The 17049-nt window shown below is 35.7% G+C and carries 11 protein-coding genes; 1 reads left to right on the top strand and 10 read right to left on the bottom strand.

The annotated features are described in order from the left end of the window. Window positions 1-90: 90 nt before the first annotated feature. The 10 genes from ACXAGJ_RS23685 to ACXAGJ_RS23730 form a co-directional block, all read right to left on the bottom strand. The gene (locus tag ACXAGJ_RS23685) at window positions 91-5673 is read right to left on the bottom strand and encodes a hypothetical protein (RefSeq protein WP_474843523.1); all 5583 of its coding nucleotides are present in this window, start codon (window positions 5671-5673) and stop codon (window positions 91-93) included. Window positions 5674-5810: 137 nt separating this feature from the next. Next, window positions 5811-6416 carry a hypothetical protein gene (locus tag ACXAGJ_RS23690; protein WP_474843525.1) on the bottom strand — a complete coding sequence of 202 codons (606 nt, stop codon included), beginning with the start codon at window positions 6414-6416 and terminating at the stop codon, window positions 5811-5813. Then, window positions 6416-6949, bottom strand: a complete 534-nt coding sequence (locus ACXAGJ_RS23695) for an OmpH/Skp family outer membrane protein (protein WP_474843527.1) — start codon at window positions 6947-6949, stop codon at window positions 6416-6418. The genes ACXAGJ_RS23690 and ACXAGJ_RS23695 overlap by 1 nt, the downstream gene beginning before the upstream one ends. Window positions 6950-6971: 22 nt before the next feature. Beyond that, window positions 6972-8207, bottom strand: coding sequence for a hypothetical protein (locus ACXAGJ_RS23700; protein WP_474843529.1), 1236 nt, complete (start codon window positions 8205-8207; stop codon window positions 6972-6974). A 1-nt stretch (window position 8208) separates the two neighbouring features. After that, window positions 8209-9384 carry a hypothetical protein gene (locus tag ACXAGJ_RS23705; protein WP_474843531.1) on the bottom strand — a complete coding sequence of 392 codons (1176 nt, stop codon included), beginning with the start codon at window positions 9382-9384 and terminating at the stop codon, window positions 8209-8211. Between the two features lie 31 nt (window positions 9385-9415). Then, window positions 9416-10684 (bottom strand): hypothetical protein, encoded by a 1269-nt coding sequence (locus ACXAGJ_RS23710; protein ID WP_474843533.1) that lies wholly within the window; start codon window positions 10682-10684, stop codon window positions 9416-9418. Between the two features lie 246 nt (window positions 10685-10930). Further along, the gene (gene leuB / locus ACXAGJ_RS23715; protein ID WP_474843534.1) at window positions 10931-12046 is read right to left on the bottom strand and encodes a 3-isopropylmalate dehydrogenase; all 1116 of its coding nucleotides are present in this window, start codon (window positions 12044-12046) and stop codon (window positions 10931-10933) included. A gap of 48 nt (window positions 12047-12094) precedes the next feature. Next, window positions 12095-12682, bottom strand: a complete 588-nt coding sequence (leuD, locus tag ACXAGJ_RS23720) for a 3-isopropylmalate dehydratase small subunit (RefSeq protein ID WP_474843536.1) — start codon at window positions 12680-12682, stop codon at window positions 12095-12097. A gap of 1 nt (window position 12683) precedes the next feature. Then, window positions 12684-14066: a 3-isopropylmalate dehydratase large subunit gene (gene leuC, locus ACXAGJ_RS23725; protein ID WP_474843538.1), complete on the bottom strand. Its 1383-nt coding sequence runs from the start codon at window positions 14064-14066 to the stop codon at window positions 12684-12686. 10 nt (window positions 14067-14076) lie between these two features. Next, window positions 14077-15249, bottom strand: coding sequence for a 2-isopropylmalate synthase (locus tag ACXAGJ_RS23730; RefSeq protein WP_474843540.1), 1173 nt, complete (start codon window positions 15247-15249; stop codon window positions 14077-14079). A 209-nt stretch (window positions 15250-15458) separates the two neighbouring features. On the opposite strand from ACXAGJ_RS23730, the gene ACXAGJ_RS23735 reads away from it, so the two are divergent. Next, window positions 15459-17003 (top strand): hypothetical protein, encoded by a 1545-nt coding sequence (locus ACXAGJ_RS23735; protein WP_474843542.1) that lies wholly within the window; start codon window positions 15459-15461, stop codon window positions 17001-17003. The last annotated feature ends 46 nt before the right edge of the window (window positions 17004-17049 follow it).

Raw genomic sequence — 17049 nt, forward strand, 5'->3', positions numbered from 1 at the left:
CATATATAACCTTACCAATAAAAAGTAAAGCAAAAAACAGATAATAGGTATATGTTTGAATGTTCTTCATTTTTTAAGCTTTTGATAGGATTATCTTTGTTGATCTAGTATTTCAATGGGACCGCCGCCACCGTTACAATTTCCTCTTTGATGGCTACCTGACCGTTCTGTAGTTTGACCAGTAACTTTATCTCTTACTTGGCACTTGTAATATCTTCGTCCAGTTAACGGATCACAATAAGTAGTGAGGCTTCTGGTATTCGAAGTTCCCCATGAACCATAGTTTAGATTAGAAGAGCTGCTACTGATTGCCCAACGATATTCATAATCTCCACTACCACCATTGGTATATGCGGTTAGTGTCGTCGTAGTGACATTGTGATTTGCTACACCTAAACTAAGATATAATTGAGGAGTGTTATCTCCTATTGGGTCGACAATTCCATCACCATTTGAATCTGAAACAGCTACTCCTTTATAGTTGTAATCAATTTCCTTTATTAGTTTAAACCCACCAGTAACAGATGGAGAAGCATCAATTATTTCTTCAAAAGTTCGTATTAATTTTCCTGTTTGATCATATTCATATCGTGTTGCTAAATTATTAGTTCCAATGATATGTGTTAATTCATCCCAGTCATTATACACATAACTTGTAAGGTTCGAATTAGTTGGATGCATTCTAAAATCATCAAAATAGATGGTTCCTGATGCTGATGTAACATAAACGGTTATTCCTTGGGCAGGAACATCAAAATAATGATTCAATTGAACCCAGTTCCCAGCTGTTACAATTTCACCGTTAAATGAGATATTACCACCCCCAATATTGACTTTAGCATTGGTATAATTTGCTTTATTGGCCCATACAGAAATTTTATATTTCTCTGAGTTATGGGGGCCATATAATTCTACTTTAAATCCTTCTTTGCCGGCAAGGGTTTTAGAAGAGTATTTACCCGTATGGAACATTTCTGTAGATTGTTGTGCATTAGTCAGTACAGATCCCTCATACAGCCCATTTACCCCAGTATTATAAGTAACATAATACTCAGAGCCAGAAGCAAACATTTCGGTAAGACGTGAATTCCCTACTGCTAAAACTTTAGTATTATGATCGCACATTTTGGTGGCAACATAACTATCGTTGATATCTTTTACTTCCAAAGGCATAGAAAAGTTGTCATACCTTGTTATAGTAGAAGTATTTATCCATTTAGAATTCGTTTGATTACCATCAATTTCCCAGTTAAAATTATCATAGTTACCATTAAATCCTTGATAAGATCCATCGGGATTAATATCTCCATCCCAAACATAAGTTTTATGTTTACGCCACATTCTAGCCTTTTGGTTTGGTAAGAGTTCTGAATAGGTGTTATTCAAGATGTAGAAATTTTTCCACTGATTAGACCAGGTATTGATCGTAGCTGATATAGGTTTCCAGTTACCGTTTACATCAAGATAGGTGAAATTAGCAGCTGTTTGCGTAAGCATGTTTTTGTTTGTTGCTCCATTCACTACCGCACCCATGTTATACAATCCAGTAGAATATTCTGGAATAGTGTAGGCAGGTATTGTTTTGGTCCTAAATCTGTTTCCGTGGCTGTCTACCGTTGTAGTTTCTAACAATTGACCTGAAATGTTATCATGTTTGTCAAAATTAGTGGTAGAACTATGGCCTCCGATAATAGTAGTGGTGCTTTTTAATACAGAAGGATAAATTGTTCTGGTCGAAGTATTGATCAACCATTCATCCGTTACGTCAGGACTCTTATAATTTACTTCTTTATAAGATTGGAAAGACTCTTGAATTACTCCTTGTGTAATTTCACCATTAGAAGCATAATTATTAATAGTTTTAGAAATAAGTTGGTTTTTACCATTGAACTGTTCTATTTCCAGAATTTGTCCTAAACAAGCAAAATTATTGGTTAATTCATAGTTTTTGATATTTACATTTTTACTCTGATTACTGTTGTACTGATTTAGAACAGTTTGCTCTGAAATCTCAAACAGTTCTCCAAATTTAATGCTGTTAGGATCCTTTTCATCTAAAACTTTAAATTTAAATACGGATCTATTTGAATAGGAATTCGTATTTGTATCAAAACCAGTATTTACAGTAACATATTCATACATTGGAGTTGGAGCCGGTAATTGAGACCCATACGCAATAGGTTGATCAGAATTATCCGGGAATGGTAAATAACTAATCACTCCAGAAGAAACATAGTTTGAATCAGACTGATTTTGATTAGAATTAGGTTTATTATATGAATATCTGGTTTTGTAGGTTTTGGTTCCATCGGTAATACTCAACTCTTTTACTCTTAATCCACCTCCGTTTTTACCGTCTGGTGTTTTGTTAGAAATGATAGAATGTATTAAAGAATATGAATTTAATGAAGCTACCAAAGGTCTAGGCTTTTTCTGATTTTGCCAATTACCATTTGTGGAAGTAACCACAGAAACCGGATCAACCTCTAATGCAGGTGAAACACTTGGAGCATATGCTTTGTAACTTGCATTAACTTCAACAATCATAGAGTTTTCTGCTTGATTGATAGATATGATATTGGCTTCCTGAGGTAAAATATCTATAGAGGACCAAGCTGTAAAAGGAGCAGGATATGAACCTTGTAATCTTGCGGCAGAGTACCATAGGTCAAAATGAACTTTTCGATTCGCCACAAAATAATCAGATAACAAGAAGTTTTCTGTTGCCGAATCTTGATCGTCTACTTCTACTTTGATTTGTGCTCTTCCAGAAGAACCATTAACAGGAGGAAGTTGGTTTGCAAAAAAGGTAAACTTTAAATGTTTGTTGAAAACTCTACCTGTTTCCGCTACTGCAATGTCATAATCATCGGACTCATAATTAATATTGATGCTACCTCCGGTTGGAGTAGTTATTTTGTTCATAGACCATACAGCAGGATTATTTTCATAATATCCCCATAGATCTTTCATGTCATAGTTAAAGCTGCGATTGTTTAAATATTCAAATTTATAAGGGGGAACTAGTTGAGTTCCTCCTTTGCCTTGAAAAGATATTCCATTCAAAGTCAATCTTCCGCTTGAAGTATTTGGAGAATTCGTTACCAGACTATAAGAATAATGAGAACCAAAATCAATAACTTTTACTGCTTTGGCCAAAGTCCCAGCTATATTATCCTTTACGTCTATAACATTATCTTGAATGTTGTAATCTGGAATTGGATCACCGCTAATCGGAGGGAAAAGGGTACCAGTATTTGCCAATGAACTACCGTGAGCTTTGTTTACAAGATCATCTTCGTTTTTTACCAAGATTATTTTTTCTAATCGTAAAGGTCTTTGTTTGGGTATAGTGTATCTAACTTCATCAAAATATGACGAGGTTGGCTGGACGCCCGGAGCTTGGAAGTTGCGTCTTTTCCATTCTGGACTTACATTGTCAAATCGTATGTTTTTAACAAATACAGCTGTATGTGTTCTAGTTTTGATTCTATCCAGATAATACAGTTGTTTTTTTCCATATGTTTTCGTTTTGATGTTAGGGTTATCTTCTGAAACATCATATTCCTCAGCATATGGAGATTTCCATACAGAATTATTAGTCCATTTTCCATAGTCGAAACGAACCCAATATCCATAATCTCCTTCGTCTGGGTAATTTCTGGTATTTGAGGCAACATTATAATAATCAGGCCCAGTTATCGCCGTTAATAGCCAATGCGTTGCATAGGCCCCTTGATTAGTTTCAAAATAGGATTCTCTCTCTGGTTTGTTTTGGATAACACCAAAAGTTCTCGTGCTTGTTTTTAGGTTATATACTGGGAGTGAGTAATGGTAAGTTTTTCCATCTGGAGCAACTATTTTAAATCCTCCAATACTAGTTTTTATACCATTGCCTAAGAAAGAGGCTAAATTTTCTGGAATTGGAACACCATCTGGAGCATTAGCCGGTTCGAAACCTATTGGCATTAGTAGCCCGTCATTTTCTGCGGTTCCATCTTCCATGTCTTGTAAAGTGTAATACTGAACAAAGCGTCCATCTTTTTTTCTTGGACTCCAAGTAGTTCCTGAACCAGAATTATAATAATCGTAGATATTACTGCTATTGGTATTAGTATTGAAACTAGCTTTGTTTATTTGTAAAGAAGAAGAATATTGATTGTTGAAATAGAAATATACATCTGTAGATCCTCCTGCTCCGTTTTGAAATCCAGAATATCTGGATAAATTGTAGTTCGATTCAAAAGTTGTTGAATTTGCAAATGTCCTGTGTAAGCCCAAAAGAGCCCCTGTTCGGGATACTCTTGGAGTCATAGATCCAGATAATCCCTGTGCAGATACGTTGAATGAATCAAATGCAGGAAACATCGCATTGTTTTTGTTTAATTCACGTGCTCCACTAGTAATTCCGACTTCATTAACGTCCATAAAGTATTTTCCTCCGTTGGTTGGATCTGATGATATTAACGTAGCGCTAACGCAAGTGAATAAATTGCTAACTGGATTATTAGACAATGCATTACAATTACAATCTGAAGGAGAATCTACATACACAACAGATGTATATACGGTCCCTTGTCCAACATAAGTGTTGAATCTTGATTTTACTTCACATTCATATTTGATGGCGTCTCCAAGGTATAAAGCACCGCTTACATTACTGGTTTTGTGTGAATTTAAATACCATTTTACCTTTTGTTTGCTATATCCTAGGTTAAAAGAACCTATCGGTGTAGGAATGGCTAAAGCAAAGAAATCAGAATCTGTGTCAACATTATAATCATTCATTGAAATTGAGTTGGCAAAAGATATTTGCGTACCCATTCCAACTCCCCCAACACCTCCAGAAACAGAAAGTCCTCTTGATGATAATGATAATCCGATACTATTTTTCTTTCCTTTTTCTCCTTCTGCATAAGAAATCGACAACGAAGATTCTCCTTCATAACTCATGTTTAGTCCTATATTAAAGCCACTGTTGAAGTTACCATCTTCACCTTCTCCCCAGTTGTAACCCCCGTTAATTCCAATTCCTTGGCTTCCAATGTTTAGACCTATTGAGCCTCCTGCGGGAGAGGTATACCCAATGCTACCAGAACCATAAAACTGACCTCCAGGACTTACTCCAACCGTAGCACCTGCAAATAGTGGTGTTCCTGGAATTCCGTAACCAGCACTTACGTACCCACCAAAACCTTTGTTCGAATTATGAGAAATACCGACTCCAACACTCCAAGCACCAGCAATAGAAGTATAAGAAACACCAACAGATGTTGAAACATCAGACCCTCCAACGTCATAAAAACTTTCTTGTAGCATTCCATTTTTCCAGTCATCTGGATATCCATTAACTCCACGATTAATGGCTCCTGGATTCACAGACCAACCTAATCCAACCCATGATGCTTCTTGATCCATAGCAATTCCAGCATGGTAGGACAATGCCAATGGATATCCTCCTTCTGGACTTGGAACCGTAAGAAGAGGTAAGACATAAGTAAAGTCTCCAGTAAGTAAACTTACCATATCAGTGGCATCTACTGGTTCAAAAGCACCTGCTTCTGGGGCATTTGGCCCTTGGGCGTAAGTGCTGTTAGATGTTAAAATAAATAAACTTATCAAGCTTATCATCAAACATTTGTAAATCGAGTTGGATTCGTTTTTGGTTTTCATAAAACTACTTTTGTTTTAATATTACACCCGGAGTAGCTGATTTTGGTTTTGTACTTACTCTTTGGTGGTCGACTCTTAGATTTATTATTAATTTTTATATACAGTTTCCTACAACTGAATAAAAGGGAATTAAAAAACTAGAATTTAATTCCCGGTTCATTATTGATAATTTTTGTTGGAATTTTAAATTTCACTTCACCGGTATAAAATCCTAGATCTTCAATAGTAAGTGTCATTACTTCTGTATTTGTTAACCTTTCATCTCTTGGATAAACAAATAGAATTGTTGTGGCCCCACTCATACCGTATACTCTTGGATAGATATAATCGGCCATGGCGATAGTATCCTTCTGTTTTGTATATAAATGTACTTTCTGTTCCATTCCAAAAGCTAATTCATTGACCATAGCACCAAATCGTTGTTTATTACCCACTACATTGCTCAATAACTCCTGATTGTTTTTGGACATCGATAATGAGAAATACAGATATTCATTGTATTTCGTACGTAAACTGTCTACCTTGGATTTTGTAACTACTTGGGATAAAGTTTGATCAACTAGTAAATCAGTTGGTTTGTATAGAATTGAAAAATCAACATCATTTATCGTTTTGGTATATAAATAACCATTTTCGGGTTGTTGAAGGTATTCTAATAGTTCTTCTGATGATTCAAAAGACTTTTTATTACAAGCAATAAAAAATAACGTGAGTATTACAATAAAAACTTTTACTTTGAACATTACTTTCCTTCAAATTCTGCGTTCAACTCTTTCAATACATCCTCTGTTAGATCAGCAGATGTTTCACCATACATTATTGTACCATTTCCAGTAGCTCCAAAGATCACTTTGTATCCCTTGGTCTTTCCATATTCTTTAACAAAGTCATTGATGTCATTGATTACAGTTTGAGTTACTTTTTTATCTTCCTCCATCAATTGTTTTTGTACTGCTTGTTGATAATTATTGATTTGTTGTTGCTTATTTGCCAATAATTCCTGTTTCAGTTCTATCTCCTTTTTACTCATTGAACTACGTTCTTTTTCGTAGGTTTTTAATTCATCCTGCCACCCTGTAATCAAGCTATCTACATTAGCTTTCATTGTTTTTGCTTTTTCGTCAAATTCTGATTTAACAATTTTGGTTCTTTTGTATCCATCCAATAACTTGTTTACATCTACATAAACCAATTCTGATGAAGATTGCAGATAGAAAAAAGATCCAACAGCGGCTATTAATGCCAAGATGGCTATGGGTAAGGCTAGTTTATTCATTTCGTACTCTTTTTTGTTTCAATTATTTTTTTATGATTAACTGTTCTAATTTGGTCAAGCGCTTTTCTAATTCATTGTTTGAATTCAATAAGTGCTCATTAATTATTTTTTGTTCTTTTAGTTTTTTGTCCTGCTCTATGGTGTAGAGGGTAAGCTCTTCAATCTTTTCCAGCAATTTCAAATTCATTTCCTTAAGATTCACACCTTCTTTTTCCATTTGCTTAGCAGAAGGTATATTTGGTAAGTGACCATTTTCCCGGATATGTTGAGAGACTTCATCTAGTGTTTTTAGCTTATATTCTTCTAAGAATACATAATCTGGAGCTACAGCTCCTGCCAAGTCTACTTTTACTTCTTGAGTATGTATTTTCCCTTTTACTGTAAGTTTAGCATCAGGAGTAGTAGTTCCAATTCCTAAATCTCCATTGGCTGTCATGGTCATCATTTTTGTGGTATAGCTGGTCCATAAGAATAAAGGACGATTTGCGATCGGGCCATTGGTCCTACGGGCATCAAAATTTACTACAGCATTCCCACCAACATCATTCCCTTCAGAAGTGGTACCCATAAATTGAATCGAGTATCTGTTGTCGGACTGATGATGTCCTTTAATAACTGGGATAAACTGATTAGGTGAGCCAGTAGAATTTGCAATTTGCAAATAATCATTGGGAGCATCGGCTATTCTATAGCGAGTTAAACTTTCAGTTTGACCAGTTGTAGAAAGGATATCTAACCTGGCAGCAGGATTTGGTGCTCCTAATCCCAAATTTCCATTATGTAGTAGTAATAAATCGTTTTCACCATAGTTTAATCTTCCAAATTGAGCACTAAGTAATACTGAGCCTCCTCCATTAGGTAAAGTCCCGTCAAATATATCCCCACCTGTCCAAGCAGATTGATTGAGATATACCTTTAGCCCAGCAATGGCTACTTTAAAATTAATTTCTAAATAGGCTTTTGTATCATCGTAGGTGATTCTTGCATCAGACCAATGATCTGCATCACTTACTGACGAAATGTTCAGCCCCCCATAGGCCGACCAGCCTTTCATCCATGAAATTTTGCTTACTCTGGGAGATGTGGCACCACCTTCGGTGTGTATAGTGATCTCGTTATAACCTCTTCCGTATGCTCCATCAAGTCGAGCTACACGTTTCCATCCTGGGCCATCGACTACCACAGTTTTTTTAATTTCAGTTTGTCCATGTATCAGGACCGAGGCTAGAAATATTGCTAGATATAGTGCTTTTTTCATATTAGTTTTGTAATTGGTTTAGGATGTGATCGATTTTTTCTTCTAATAAATTGATTCTTTGTTTTTCTGATTTTAATTCAGTTCTTAGATCGTCGTTTTGCTCTTCATGTTCCTTTATTTTTTCTTCCTGAGCAATGGTGTAGAGGGTAAGCTCCTCAATCTTTTCTAGCAATTTTAAATTCATTTCTTTGAGATTGACACCTTCTTTTTCCATTTCTTTGGCTGAAGGAATATTGGGTAAGTGCCCTTTTTCTTGGATATGTTGAGAGACTTCATCCAGTGTTTTGAGATCATAATCGTCTAAGAAGACATAATCGGGTGCTACTGCTCCTGCTAAATCTACTTTTACTTCTTGTGTATGGATATTCCCTTTGACGGTGAGTTTAGAGTCGGGGGTTGAAGTACCAATACCTAAGTTTCCTCCATTGAAGTAACTAGTCCCATTTGAAGTTATATAAAACTTGTGTTCAAAACTAGAGTTACGTCCAGCAATATATCCATGTTCTTGGCCATTTAATGCGAGTAAATAACTTCCACCTTTTTGAACCGCAATAAATTCTTGAGCACCAATGTTACCGTTTACATCTAGTTTTTTTGAAGGATTGTTAGTTCCTATACCTAATTTACCATTTACGATTACCTTGCCAGGATTTCGCTGGTCACCTCCAGCATAATTTTGATAGATTTCTAATGCAGCATCCCCATAATGACCAAAGTCGGTTCCAATTCTCATGTGGTTGGTTTCTCCAACACTTCCCGCCCAAAGTTTGAATGGTAAACCTGCTCCACCATCATTGATAGCAAAAGTACCTTTTAGGTGTAGTTTTTCTAAAGGACTAGTAGTGCCTATTCCAATTCTACCGTCCTTATTTTCCATTAAAATGGATCTCCATTGTGTCCATTGATTACCATTGGGATCCCATTGTCTTAGTTTAAATTCTCCGTACGGATATGTGGTAGAGAGCAATTCAAAGTTTCTACAGCACGCAGAACCGCTTACGGTAAGTTTTGTGCCATAAGGATACTCCCAGTTCAAAACAGAGTTGTTACTTCCAGGTCCGGTTTGGTAGTAAATCCCACCTTCCATATTGGCAGTGGGTTCTTGTTCGGAATATTGTTGTTGTGAAAAGGTAACAACGGATACTAAAAATCCGAGGAGTGTCAGATATTTTTTCATTGATTTGTGTGATTGAATGTGATCAAATGTTCTATTGGTTTTCTAATTTTTTCTCAAGGGCTTGGATTCGTTTTTCTTGAGCAATAGTGTAGAGGGTAAGCTCTTCAATCTTCTCCAGCAATTTTAAATTCATTTCCTTAAGATTTACTCCTTCTTTTTCCATTTGCTTTGCAGAAGGAATATTAGGTAAGTGTCCTTTTTCTTGGATATGTTGAGAGACTTCATCCAAGGTTTTAAGATTATAATCGTCCAAGAATACATAATCTGGAGCTACTGCTCCAGCCAAGTCAACTTTTACCTCTTGGGTGTGGATTTTTCCTTTTACGGTAAGTTTGGCATCCGGAGTATTGGTTCCAATACCTACATTTCCGGCATTAAAATACGTAGGATGTGTTTTGCTCGAAGTTATTCTTACTCTCTCTTCATGATTGTTTTCTCCCAATGCCTGATATAACTCTAATGTGGATATTAATTCTCCACGTGAAGAACCTCCTGGTTTCATTTCAATTTTATTGTGAGCATAAGCTCCAACAGGTGTACCCATGATCAACGAATGACGTCTCCAGTAAAAATTGGTTTTGCCCCATCCAGAATCATATGCATCGTTACTGTATAAATAAAAGTCTCCATGTACCTGTAGTTTTGACACTGGATTAGTAGTTCCTATACCAATGTTTCCTCCATTAAGAAAAGAATTTCCTGAGGAATGTAGCCTTATTTTTTCGGTATGACTACTTTCTGAATTAGCGGTGTACATTTGAAAAACTGATTGTAATACACCTTGAGAAGCACCCCCAGGTTTTAGTTTAAAATTATTGTGATTATAACTACCCGGGATAGTTCCCATTGTCATATTATGTCTTGCCCAGTAAATTCCATCATCATCGGGTCCAGAATTTAAAAAAATTTTACCTTTTAGTTCTAATTTTTGTTTTGGGTTTTCTGTTCCAATACCCACATTCCCTAATTCATTAATGATCATTCTTGGACTAGGGTTTATAATTTGGTCCGCTGTAGTATTTGTTTTTTCAGTATAAAATAAAATTCTGCTCCAACTTGCTCTTACTCCTGCATATCCATAATTATTTGAATGATAAAAAGGAGTATATAATTTATTATGATTGGTTCCTCCTTGCTGTAATGCCAAATTTGTGCCGAATACAGCATTTCCCCCCGTTGTGCCGGATATACTTGCTCCAAAATTAGAACCTATAGTAACGTTTCCAGTTGTTGGATAGGTGTTTTGAGCAGAAGTAATGGTCGTAAACAATATGAAGACCGCGAATGATATTTTTTTCATTGATTTGTGATTGGATGTTGCTGAATGAGATTTGTTTTTAAAACAGGGATCTAATAGATAGTGTCTTTAGTAATCAAAATGTTACTATAGTATTTTTAGTTTTTTTGAAGTTTTTTTATAAGCTTGATATTCTGTGCTTTATAAGTAATTTCTACTTTGGGATTATTCGTTAGAATTGGTATTAAACAAAAAAAGCAACTACCTTAAGTAGTTGCTTCTTTACAAACAGAAATTAGTATCTAAAAACTAGATAATCGTAGATTGTCCTACATGAATATTTTCAAAATTGATGTTTGAATCTTCTGGATTCAGGATATAATCAGCTATAAAATCACCTACTTTTTCAGTGGTCAATGGATTAATCCTATTTAAATCAGGTGTGGTCAGATTAAGCTCTAGTGCTTTTTCTACAGCATCTCGTATAGCATTGGCTTCGCCCAGCAAATCAAAATGTTCTAATAGCATAGCAGCTGATAAGATGGCAGCTATGGGATTTGCAATTCCTTTTCCTGTAGCTTGCGGATATGATCCATGGATAGGCTCAAACATACAGCAGGTATCTCCCACAGATGCAGAGGCTAACAAACCGATAGAACCACCGATTACACTGGCTTCGTCAGAAATGATATCTCCAAACATGTTTTCTGTAAGGATAACATCAAACTGACTTGGATTTAGTATCATTTGCATAGCAGCATTATCAACAAACAAAAAGTCTAGCGCTACATCTGGATATGTTTTGGCAACCTCGGTCACTACTTTTCTCCATAACCTGGACGATTCTAATACATTAGCTTTGTCAACAAGGGTTAACTTATTTCTTCTTTTTTGAGCAGCTTTAAAAGCCAAGTGAGCAATACGCTCAATTTCTTCTTTTGAGTATTCGCACAAATCAGAGGCAATGGTGCCTTCATCATTTAATTCTTTTTTTCCGAAATAAATTCCTCCGGTTAACTCTCTGTAAATAGAAATATCGGTACCTGTAATAATCTCAGGTTTTAAGGGAGATTTATCGATTAAAGTATCGTATGCTTTTACTGGCCTGATATTAGCATACAGACCTAGTTCTTTTCTTAGCTTTAGTAATCCTTGCTCTGGGCGTACAGGAGCACTTGGATTGTTGTCATACTTAGGATCTCCAATAGCTCCAAAAAGCACGGCATCTGTATCCACACATAGTTGTAAAGTTTCCTCGGGTAGGGGATTACCGGTTTTGTCGATTGCTATGGCACCCACCAAAGCATCTTTGAATATAAAAGTATGATCAAAACTATGTGCAACCGCCTCAAGCGCTTTGATAGCTTGAGCTGTTACTTCTGGTCCAATACCATCTCCCGATAATACAGCAATATCTAATTTCATCTTTTTCTGTTGTTTTGTCTTTTGGACAGGTGTACTATTCCTTTAAATTTATACTCTTGCAGCTTCAAAAGCTTCTATTTCGGATTTATTACTTATTAAAAAGTCAATATCATCATACCCATTCATCAGGCATGTTTTTTTGTAACTGTTAATGTCAAAATTTGCAGAATTCCCTGAATTGAGTTCAGTGATCTTTTGTGCTTCAAGATCTACTTCAATTTGAGTTTCGGAATTTTTTTCAATGGCTTGCAATAAGGATTGTAAAAACTCTGGAGTGACCTGAACGGGTAATACTCCGTTATTTAACGCATTTCCTTTAAAAATATCTGCAAAAAAACTGGATACTACTACCTTGATTCCATAATCATGAATAGCCCATGCGGCATGCTCTCTACTAGAACCACAACCAAAATTGTCTCCTGCTACCAGGATACTACCTTTGTATGTAGGGTTGTTAAGTACAAAATCTGTATTGGCACTACCATCTTTATGAAAACGCCAGTCTCTAAATAGATTTTCTCCAAATCCATCACGACTAGTAGCTTTCAAAAAACGAGCAGGAATGATTTGATCCGTATCTATATTTTCTATAGGTAATGGGATAGCCGCTGAAGTTAGTTTGGTAAACTTATCCATCTTAATTCAATTGTTTAGTAATATCAATAATCTTTCCTTCAATCGCGGTTGCTGCGGCTACCAGTGGACTAGCCAAAATAGTTCTGGCTCCTTGTCCTTGTCTTCCTTCAAAATTTCGGTTTGAAGTGGATACACAATACTCTCCTTCCGGAATTTTATCATCATTCATAGCCAGGCAAGCAGAACATCCAGGTTGACGAAGTTTGAAACCAGCATCCTCAAAAATTTCATTCAGCCCTTCATCCACAATTTGTTGTGCCACTTGTTGAGATCCAGGAACAAACCAAGCAGTTACATTATCTGCTTTTTGTTTTCCCTTGATATAACTGGCAGCTACTCTAAAATCTTCAATCCTACTGTTTGTACAGCTTCCTATAAATACATAGTTCACTTTTTGATCCAATAGAGATTGGCCTTTTTCAAAATTCATATAATTTAATGATTTTTCGAAAGAAGCACTGTCTTGTACAGGGATAGTTTCTGATATTTTGATTCCCATTCCTGGGTTGGTTCCGTAAGTCACCATAGGCTCAATATCTGCAGCATCAAAATGATATTCTTTATCAAATACAGCTCCTTCATCGGTAGGTAATGTTTTCCAATACGCTACTTTTTTATCAAATTCTTCTCCTTTTGGCGCAAACTCTTTTCCTTGGATATAATCAAATGTAGTTTGATCTGGTGCGATCATCCCACCGCGGGCTCCCATTTCTATGCTCATATTGCAAACAGTCATACGACCTTCCATGGACATTTCTTCGAAGACATTTCCTGCATATTCACAAAAATATCCAGTACCTGCGTTGGTCCCTAATTTTGAAATGACATATAAAATTACATCTTTGGGAAGCACACCTGGTTTTAAAGTACCATTTACATTAACTCGTAAACTTTTTGGTTTTTGAAGTAACAAACACTGACTAGCAAATACTTGAGCTACCTGGCTAGTTCCTATACCAAAAGCAATGGTACCAAAAGCACCATGAGTAGAGGTGTGGCTGTCACCGCATACCATAGTCATTCCCGGTTGAGTAATCCCAAGCTCAGGAGCCATAACATGTACGATACCATTATACTTATGTCCTAAGCCATAAAGTGTAATATTGTTTTTCTCACAATTTTTAGAAAGTTGTGCCAATTGATTTCTGGATAATTCATCTTTGACGGGTAGATGTTGATCTACTGTTGGTGTATTATGATCTGCAGTAGCTACAATCTGATCAGGTCTAAAAACTGGGATTTCACGTTGTTCAAGTTCTGAAAATGCTTGCGGACTGGTAACTTCATGAATTAGATGTTTATCGATATATAAAATTTGAGGTCCGTTCTCAATTTCTTTGACAACATGGGCGTCCCATACTTTGTCGAATAATGTTTTTTTCATCAATATTTTTTTATACAACTGCAGCAGCAGCAATATTCGAATTTTTCATGATCAAATGGATGTCATCATCCAATACTTCTTTTTTGTGATCAGCAAAGTTTAAAAACTCTTTATATACATCATCCAGCTGAAGCTTCGTTAATTCGTATCCAACTTTTTTAGCTCGATACGCTAAAGCGGCTCTACCACTTCTAGCAGTGAGAACAATTGCTGATTCAGTGACCCCAACTTCAGCTGGATCTATAATTTCGTAAGTCTCTCTGTTTTTGATAACACCATCTTGATGAATTCCAGAACTATGTGCAAATGCATTGGCTCCAACAATGGCTTTGTTGGGTTGTACTACCATACCCATATGATGAGACACCATTTGACTGCTCTCATACAACAGTTTTGTGTTGATATCGGTGTTTAAAGACAGGTAAGGGTGTTGTTTCATGATCATAACCACTTCTTCTAACGAAGTATTCCCAGCACGCTCTCCAATACCATTAATAGTACACTCGATTTGTCTGGCTCCATTAATGGCTCCAGCAATCGAATTGGCAGTAGCTAACCCAAGGTCATTATGGCAGTGACAAGAAATCACCACATTATCAATACCTTTTACATTTTCCTTTAGATATTTGATTTTGGCACCGTATTCTTCTGGCAAACAATAACCAGTAGTATCTGGTATATTAAGAACGGTCGCACCAGCTTTGATCATAGCTTCACAAACTCGTGCTAAAAATTCATTGTCGGTGCGACCAGCATCTTCTGCATAAAATTCTACATCTTCAACAAATGATTTGGCATATTTTACTGCCGCAACACCTCTTTCTATTACTTTATCCTGTGTAGAATTGAATTTATATTTAATATGAGAATCAGAAGTTCCAATCCCTGTGTGAATTCTAGGTCTTTTTGCGTATTTAAGAGCTTCAGCCGCTACTTTAATATCGTTTTCTACAGCTCTGGTAAGACCGCATACAGTAGCGTTCTTTACTACTTTTGCAATCTCATTGACTGAAGTAAAGTCTCCAGGGCTAGACACTGGAAATCCGGCTTCGATAATATCTACACCGAGTAAATCGAGTTGTTCTGCAATGATAAGTTTTTGTTTTGTATTTAACTTACATCCAGGGACCTGTTCTCCATCTCGAAGGGTAGTATCGAAAATTTGTACTTTGTTATTACTCATAAGAATTGCGCGAATTATAAATTATGTGCTTTGTTTTAAAAACAACATCATTTTAAAATATTCTTAAAAGATGTTTCTTTAATCTCTTACGAATTTATATTTTGGGAATTCAAAAGGGAAGTATTTGGATTACGGTTTTACAATGGTAAAATGTTTTAATAAAAAGTTAACTTTCTTTTAATCAATTAATTACAATATATTTTCTTACAATGACTAATGATCAAAAAGATCCTTTGTTTGTTTTAATCAAGTCACTTTCCAAATCCGAAAAGCGACAGTTTAAAGTGTATGTAGGGCGTTTGGGAGTCAATACAGATTCAAAATTTTTGGCTTTATTTAATCATTTAGATAAAAGTGATGCCCTTGATGAAGATTTGATTGTGAAGAAAGGAATTGTAAAAAAGCAACAGCTTTCTAATCTCAAGGCACATTTATATAAGCAGATTTTAATTAGCCTTAGATTAAGTCCACTTCATCAAAACATACGATCTCAAATTAGGGAACAACTGGACTTTGCTTCGATACTATATCACAAGGGGTTATACAAACAGAGTTTGAAAATTCTTGATAAAGCCAAAGCATTGGCAAAAGAGAATGAGGAGCATAATATTGCTTATGAAATTGTAGAGCTGGAAAAGATCATAGAAACTCAATATATAACCCGAAGTATCAATAACCGAGCAGACGAGTTAACGGTAGAGGCCAAGATGCTGAGTATGAAAAATGTCTTGACCAGCCGATTATCTAATCTTTCTCTTCAGTTGTATGGATTGATGCTAAAAAGTGGTTATGTCCGTAATGATAAAGAGCACAATGTAATTACCAATTATTTTCATGGTAAATTACCAAAGTATGAATGGAGTATGTTGGGCTTTAGGGAAAAACTTTGGTTATATAAAGCACATCTTTGGTATAGTTTTATTGTTCAGGATTTTTTGTCCTGCTATAAATACTCCAAGAAATGGGTGGACTTGTTTTATGAGCATCCCAAAATGATTGGATTAAATCCAGTGTTTTTCTTACGTGGAAATCATTATTTATTAGAATCTTTATATCTCATAAAAGATAAGACACAATTGAAGTCTATGCTGACCCAGTTTGAAGAAGCCATAGCAAAAGACAGTTTTCCTAGTGATGACAATATTGAAGTACTGTCGTTTCAATTTATATACAATAACAAACTTAATGTTCATTTCTTAGAAGGCTCCTTTGAAGAAGGGGAGTACCTGGTCAAGGAAATTCTGGAAGGAGTAGAAAATTTTAAGAATAGGTTAGACGATCATCACATCATGGTGTTTTACTACAAAATAGGCTGTCTATATTTTGGTATGGGGCAACATAAAAAATGCATAGAATACCTAGCCAAAATTATCAATAACAGATCCTTAAAAATGAGAGAAGATTTAATGTGTTTCTCAAGAGTTCTAAGCTTGGTAGCACATTATGAAGCAGGAATGGATTATCATTTGGAAAGCCAGTTAAAAGAAACATATCGTTTCTTGATCAAAATGGATGACTTGCACGAGGTCCAAAAAGAAATGATCAAGTTTTTACGAAATTTAGGAGATATTTATCCGCATCAAATCAAAGATGAATTCAGAAAGCTTCATAAACGATTAAAGCAATACGAGAATCACCCATATGAAAAAAGAGCATTCCTCTACTTGGATATTTTGTCTTGGTTAGAAAGTAATATTGAAGGAAGACCAGTAGCCGACATTATCAAAGAGAAAGCCAAAGGTCTTGTTCGGTGATAGTATAGATATGATATATGTTAGTCAATAATTAATGATATTAGTA

The organism is Aquimarina sp. AWH4_224 (genome assembly GCF_056160245.1).

Coding starts and splice junctions, on each gene's coding strand:
- leuC (WP_474843538.1), bottom strand. CDS start 14,066: ATGAAAAAAACATTATTCGACAAAGTATGGGACGCCCATGTTGTCAAA.
- ACXAGJ_RS23690 (WP_474843525.1), bottom strand. CDS start 6,416: ATGTTCAAAGTAAAAGTTTTTATTGTAATACTCACGTTATTTTTTATT.
- ACXAGJ_RS23735 (WP_474843542.1), top strand. CDS start 15,459: ATGACTAATGATCAAAAAGATCCTTTGTTTGTTTTAATCAAGTCACTT.
- ACXAGJ_RS23710 (WP_474843533.1), bottom strand. CDS start 10,684: ATGAAAAAAATATCATTCGCGGTCTTCATATTGTTTACGACCATTACT.
- ACXAGJ_RS23730 (WP_474843540.1), bottom strand. CDS start 15,249: ATGAGTAATAACAAAGTACAAATTTTCGATACTACCCTTCGAGATGGA.
- leuB (WP_474843534.1), bottom strand. CDS start 12,046: ATGAAATTAGATATTGCTGTATTATCGGGAGATGGTATTGGACCAGAA.
- ACXAGJ_RS23705 (WP_474843531.1), bottom strand. CDS start 9,384: ATGAAAAAATATCTGACACTCCTCGGATTTTTAGTATCCGTTGTTACC.
- ACXAGJ_RS23700 (WP_474843529.1), bottom strand. CDS start 8,207: ATGAAAAAAGCACTATATCTAGCAATATTTCTAGCCTCGGTCCTGATA.
- ACXAGJ_RS23695 (WP_474843527.1), bottom strand. CDS start 6,949: ATGAATAAACTAGCCTTACCCATAGCCATCTTGGCATTAATAGCCGCT.
- leuD (WP_474843536.1), bottom strand. CDS start 12,682: ATGGATAAGTTTACCAAACTAACTTCAGCGGCTATCCCATTACCTATA.
- ACXAGJ_RS23685 (WP_474843523.1), bottom strand. CDS start 5,673: ATGAAAACCAAAAACGAATCCAACTCGATTTACAAATGTTTGATGATA.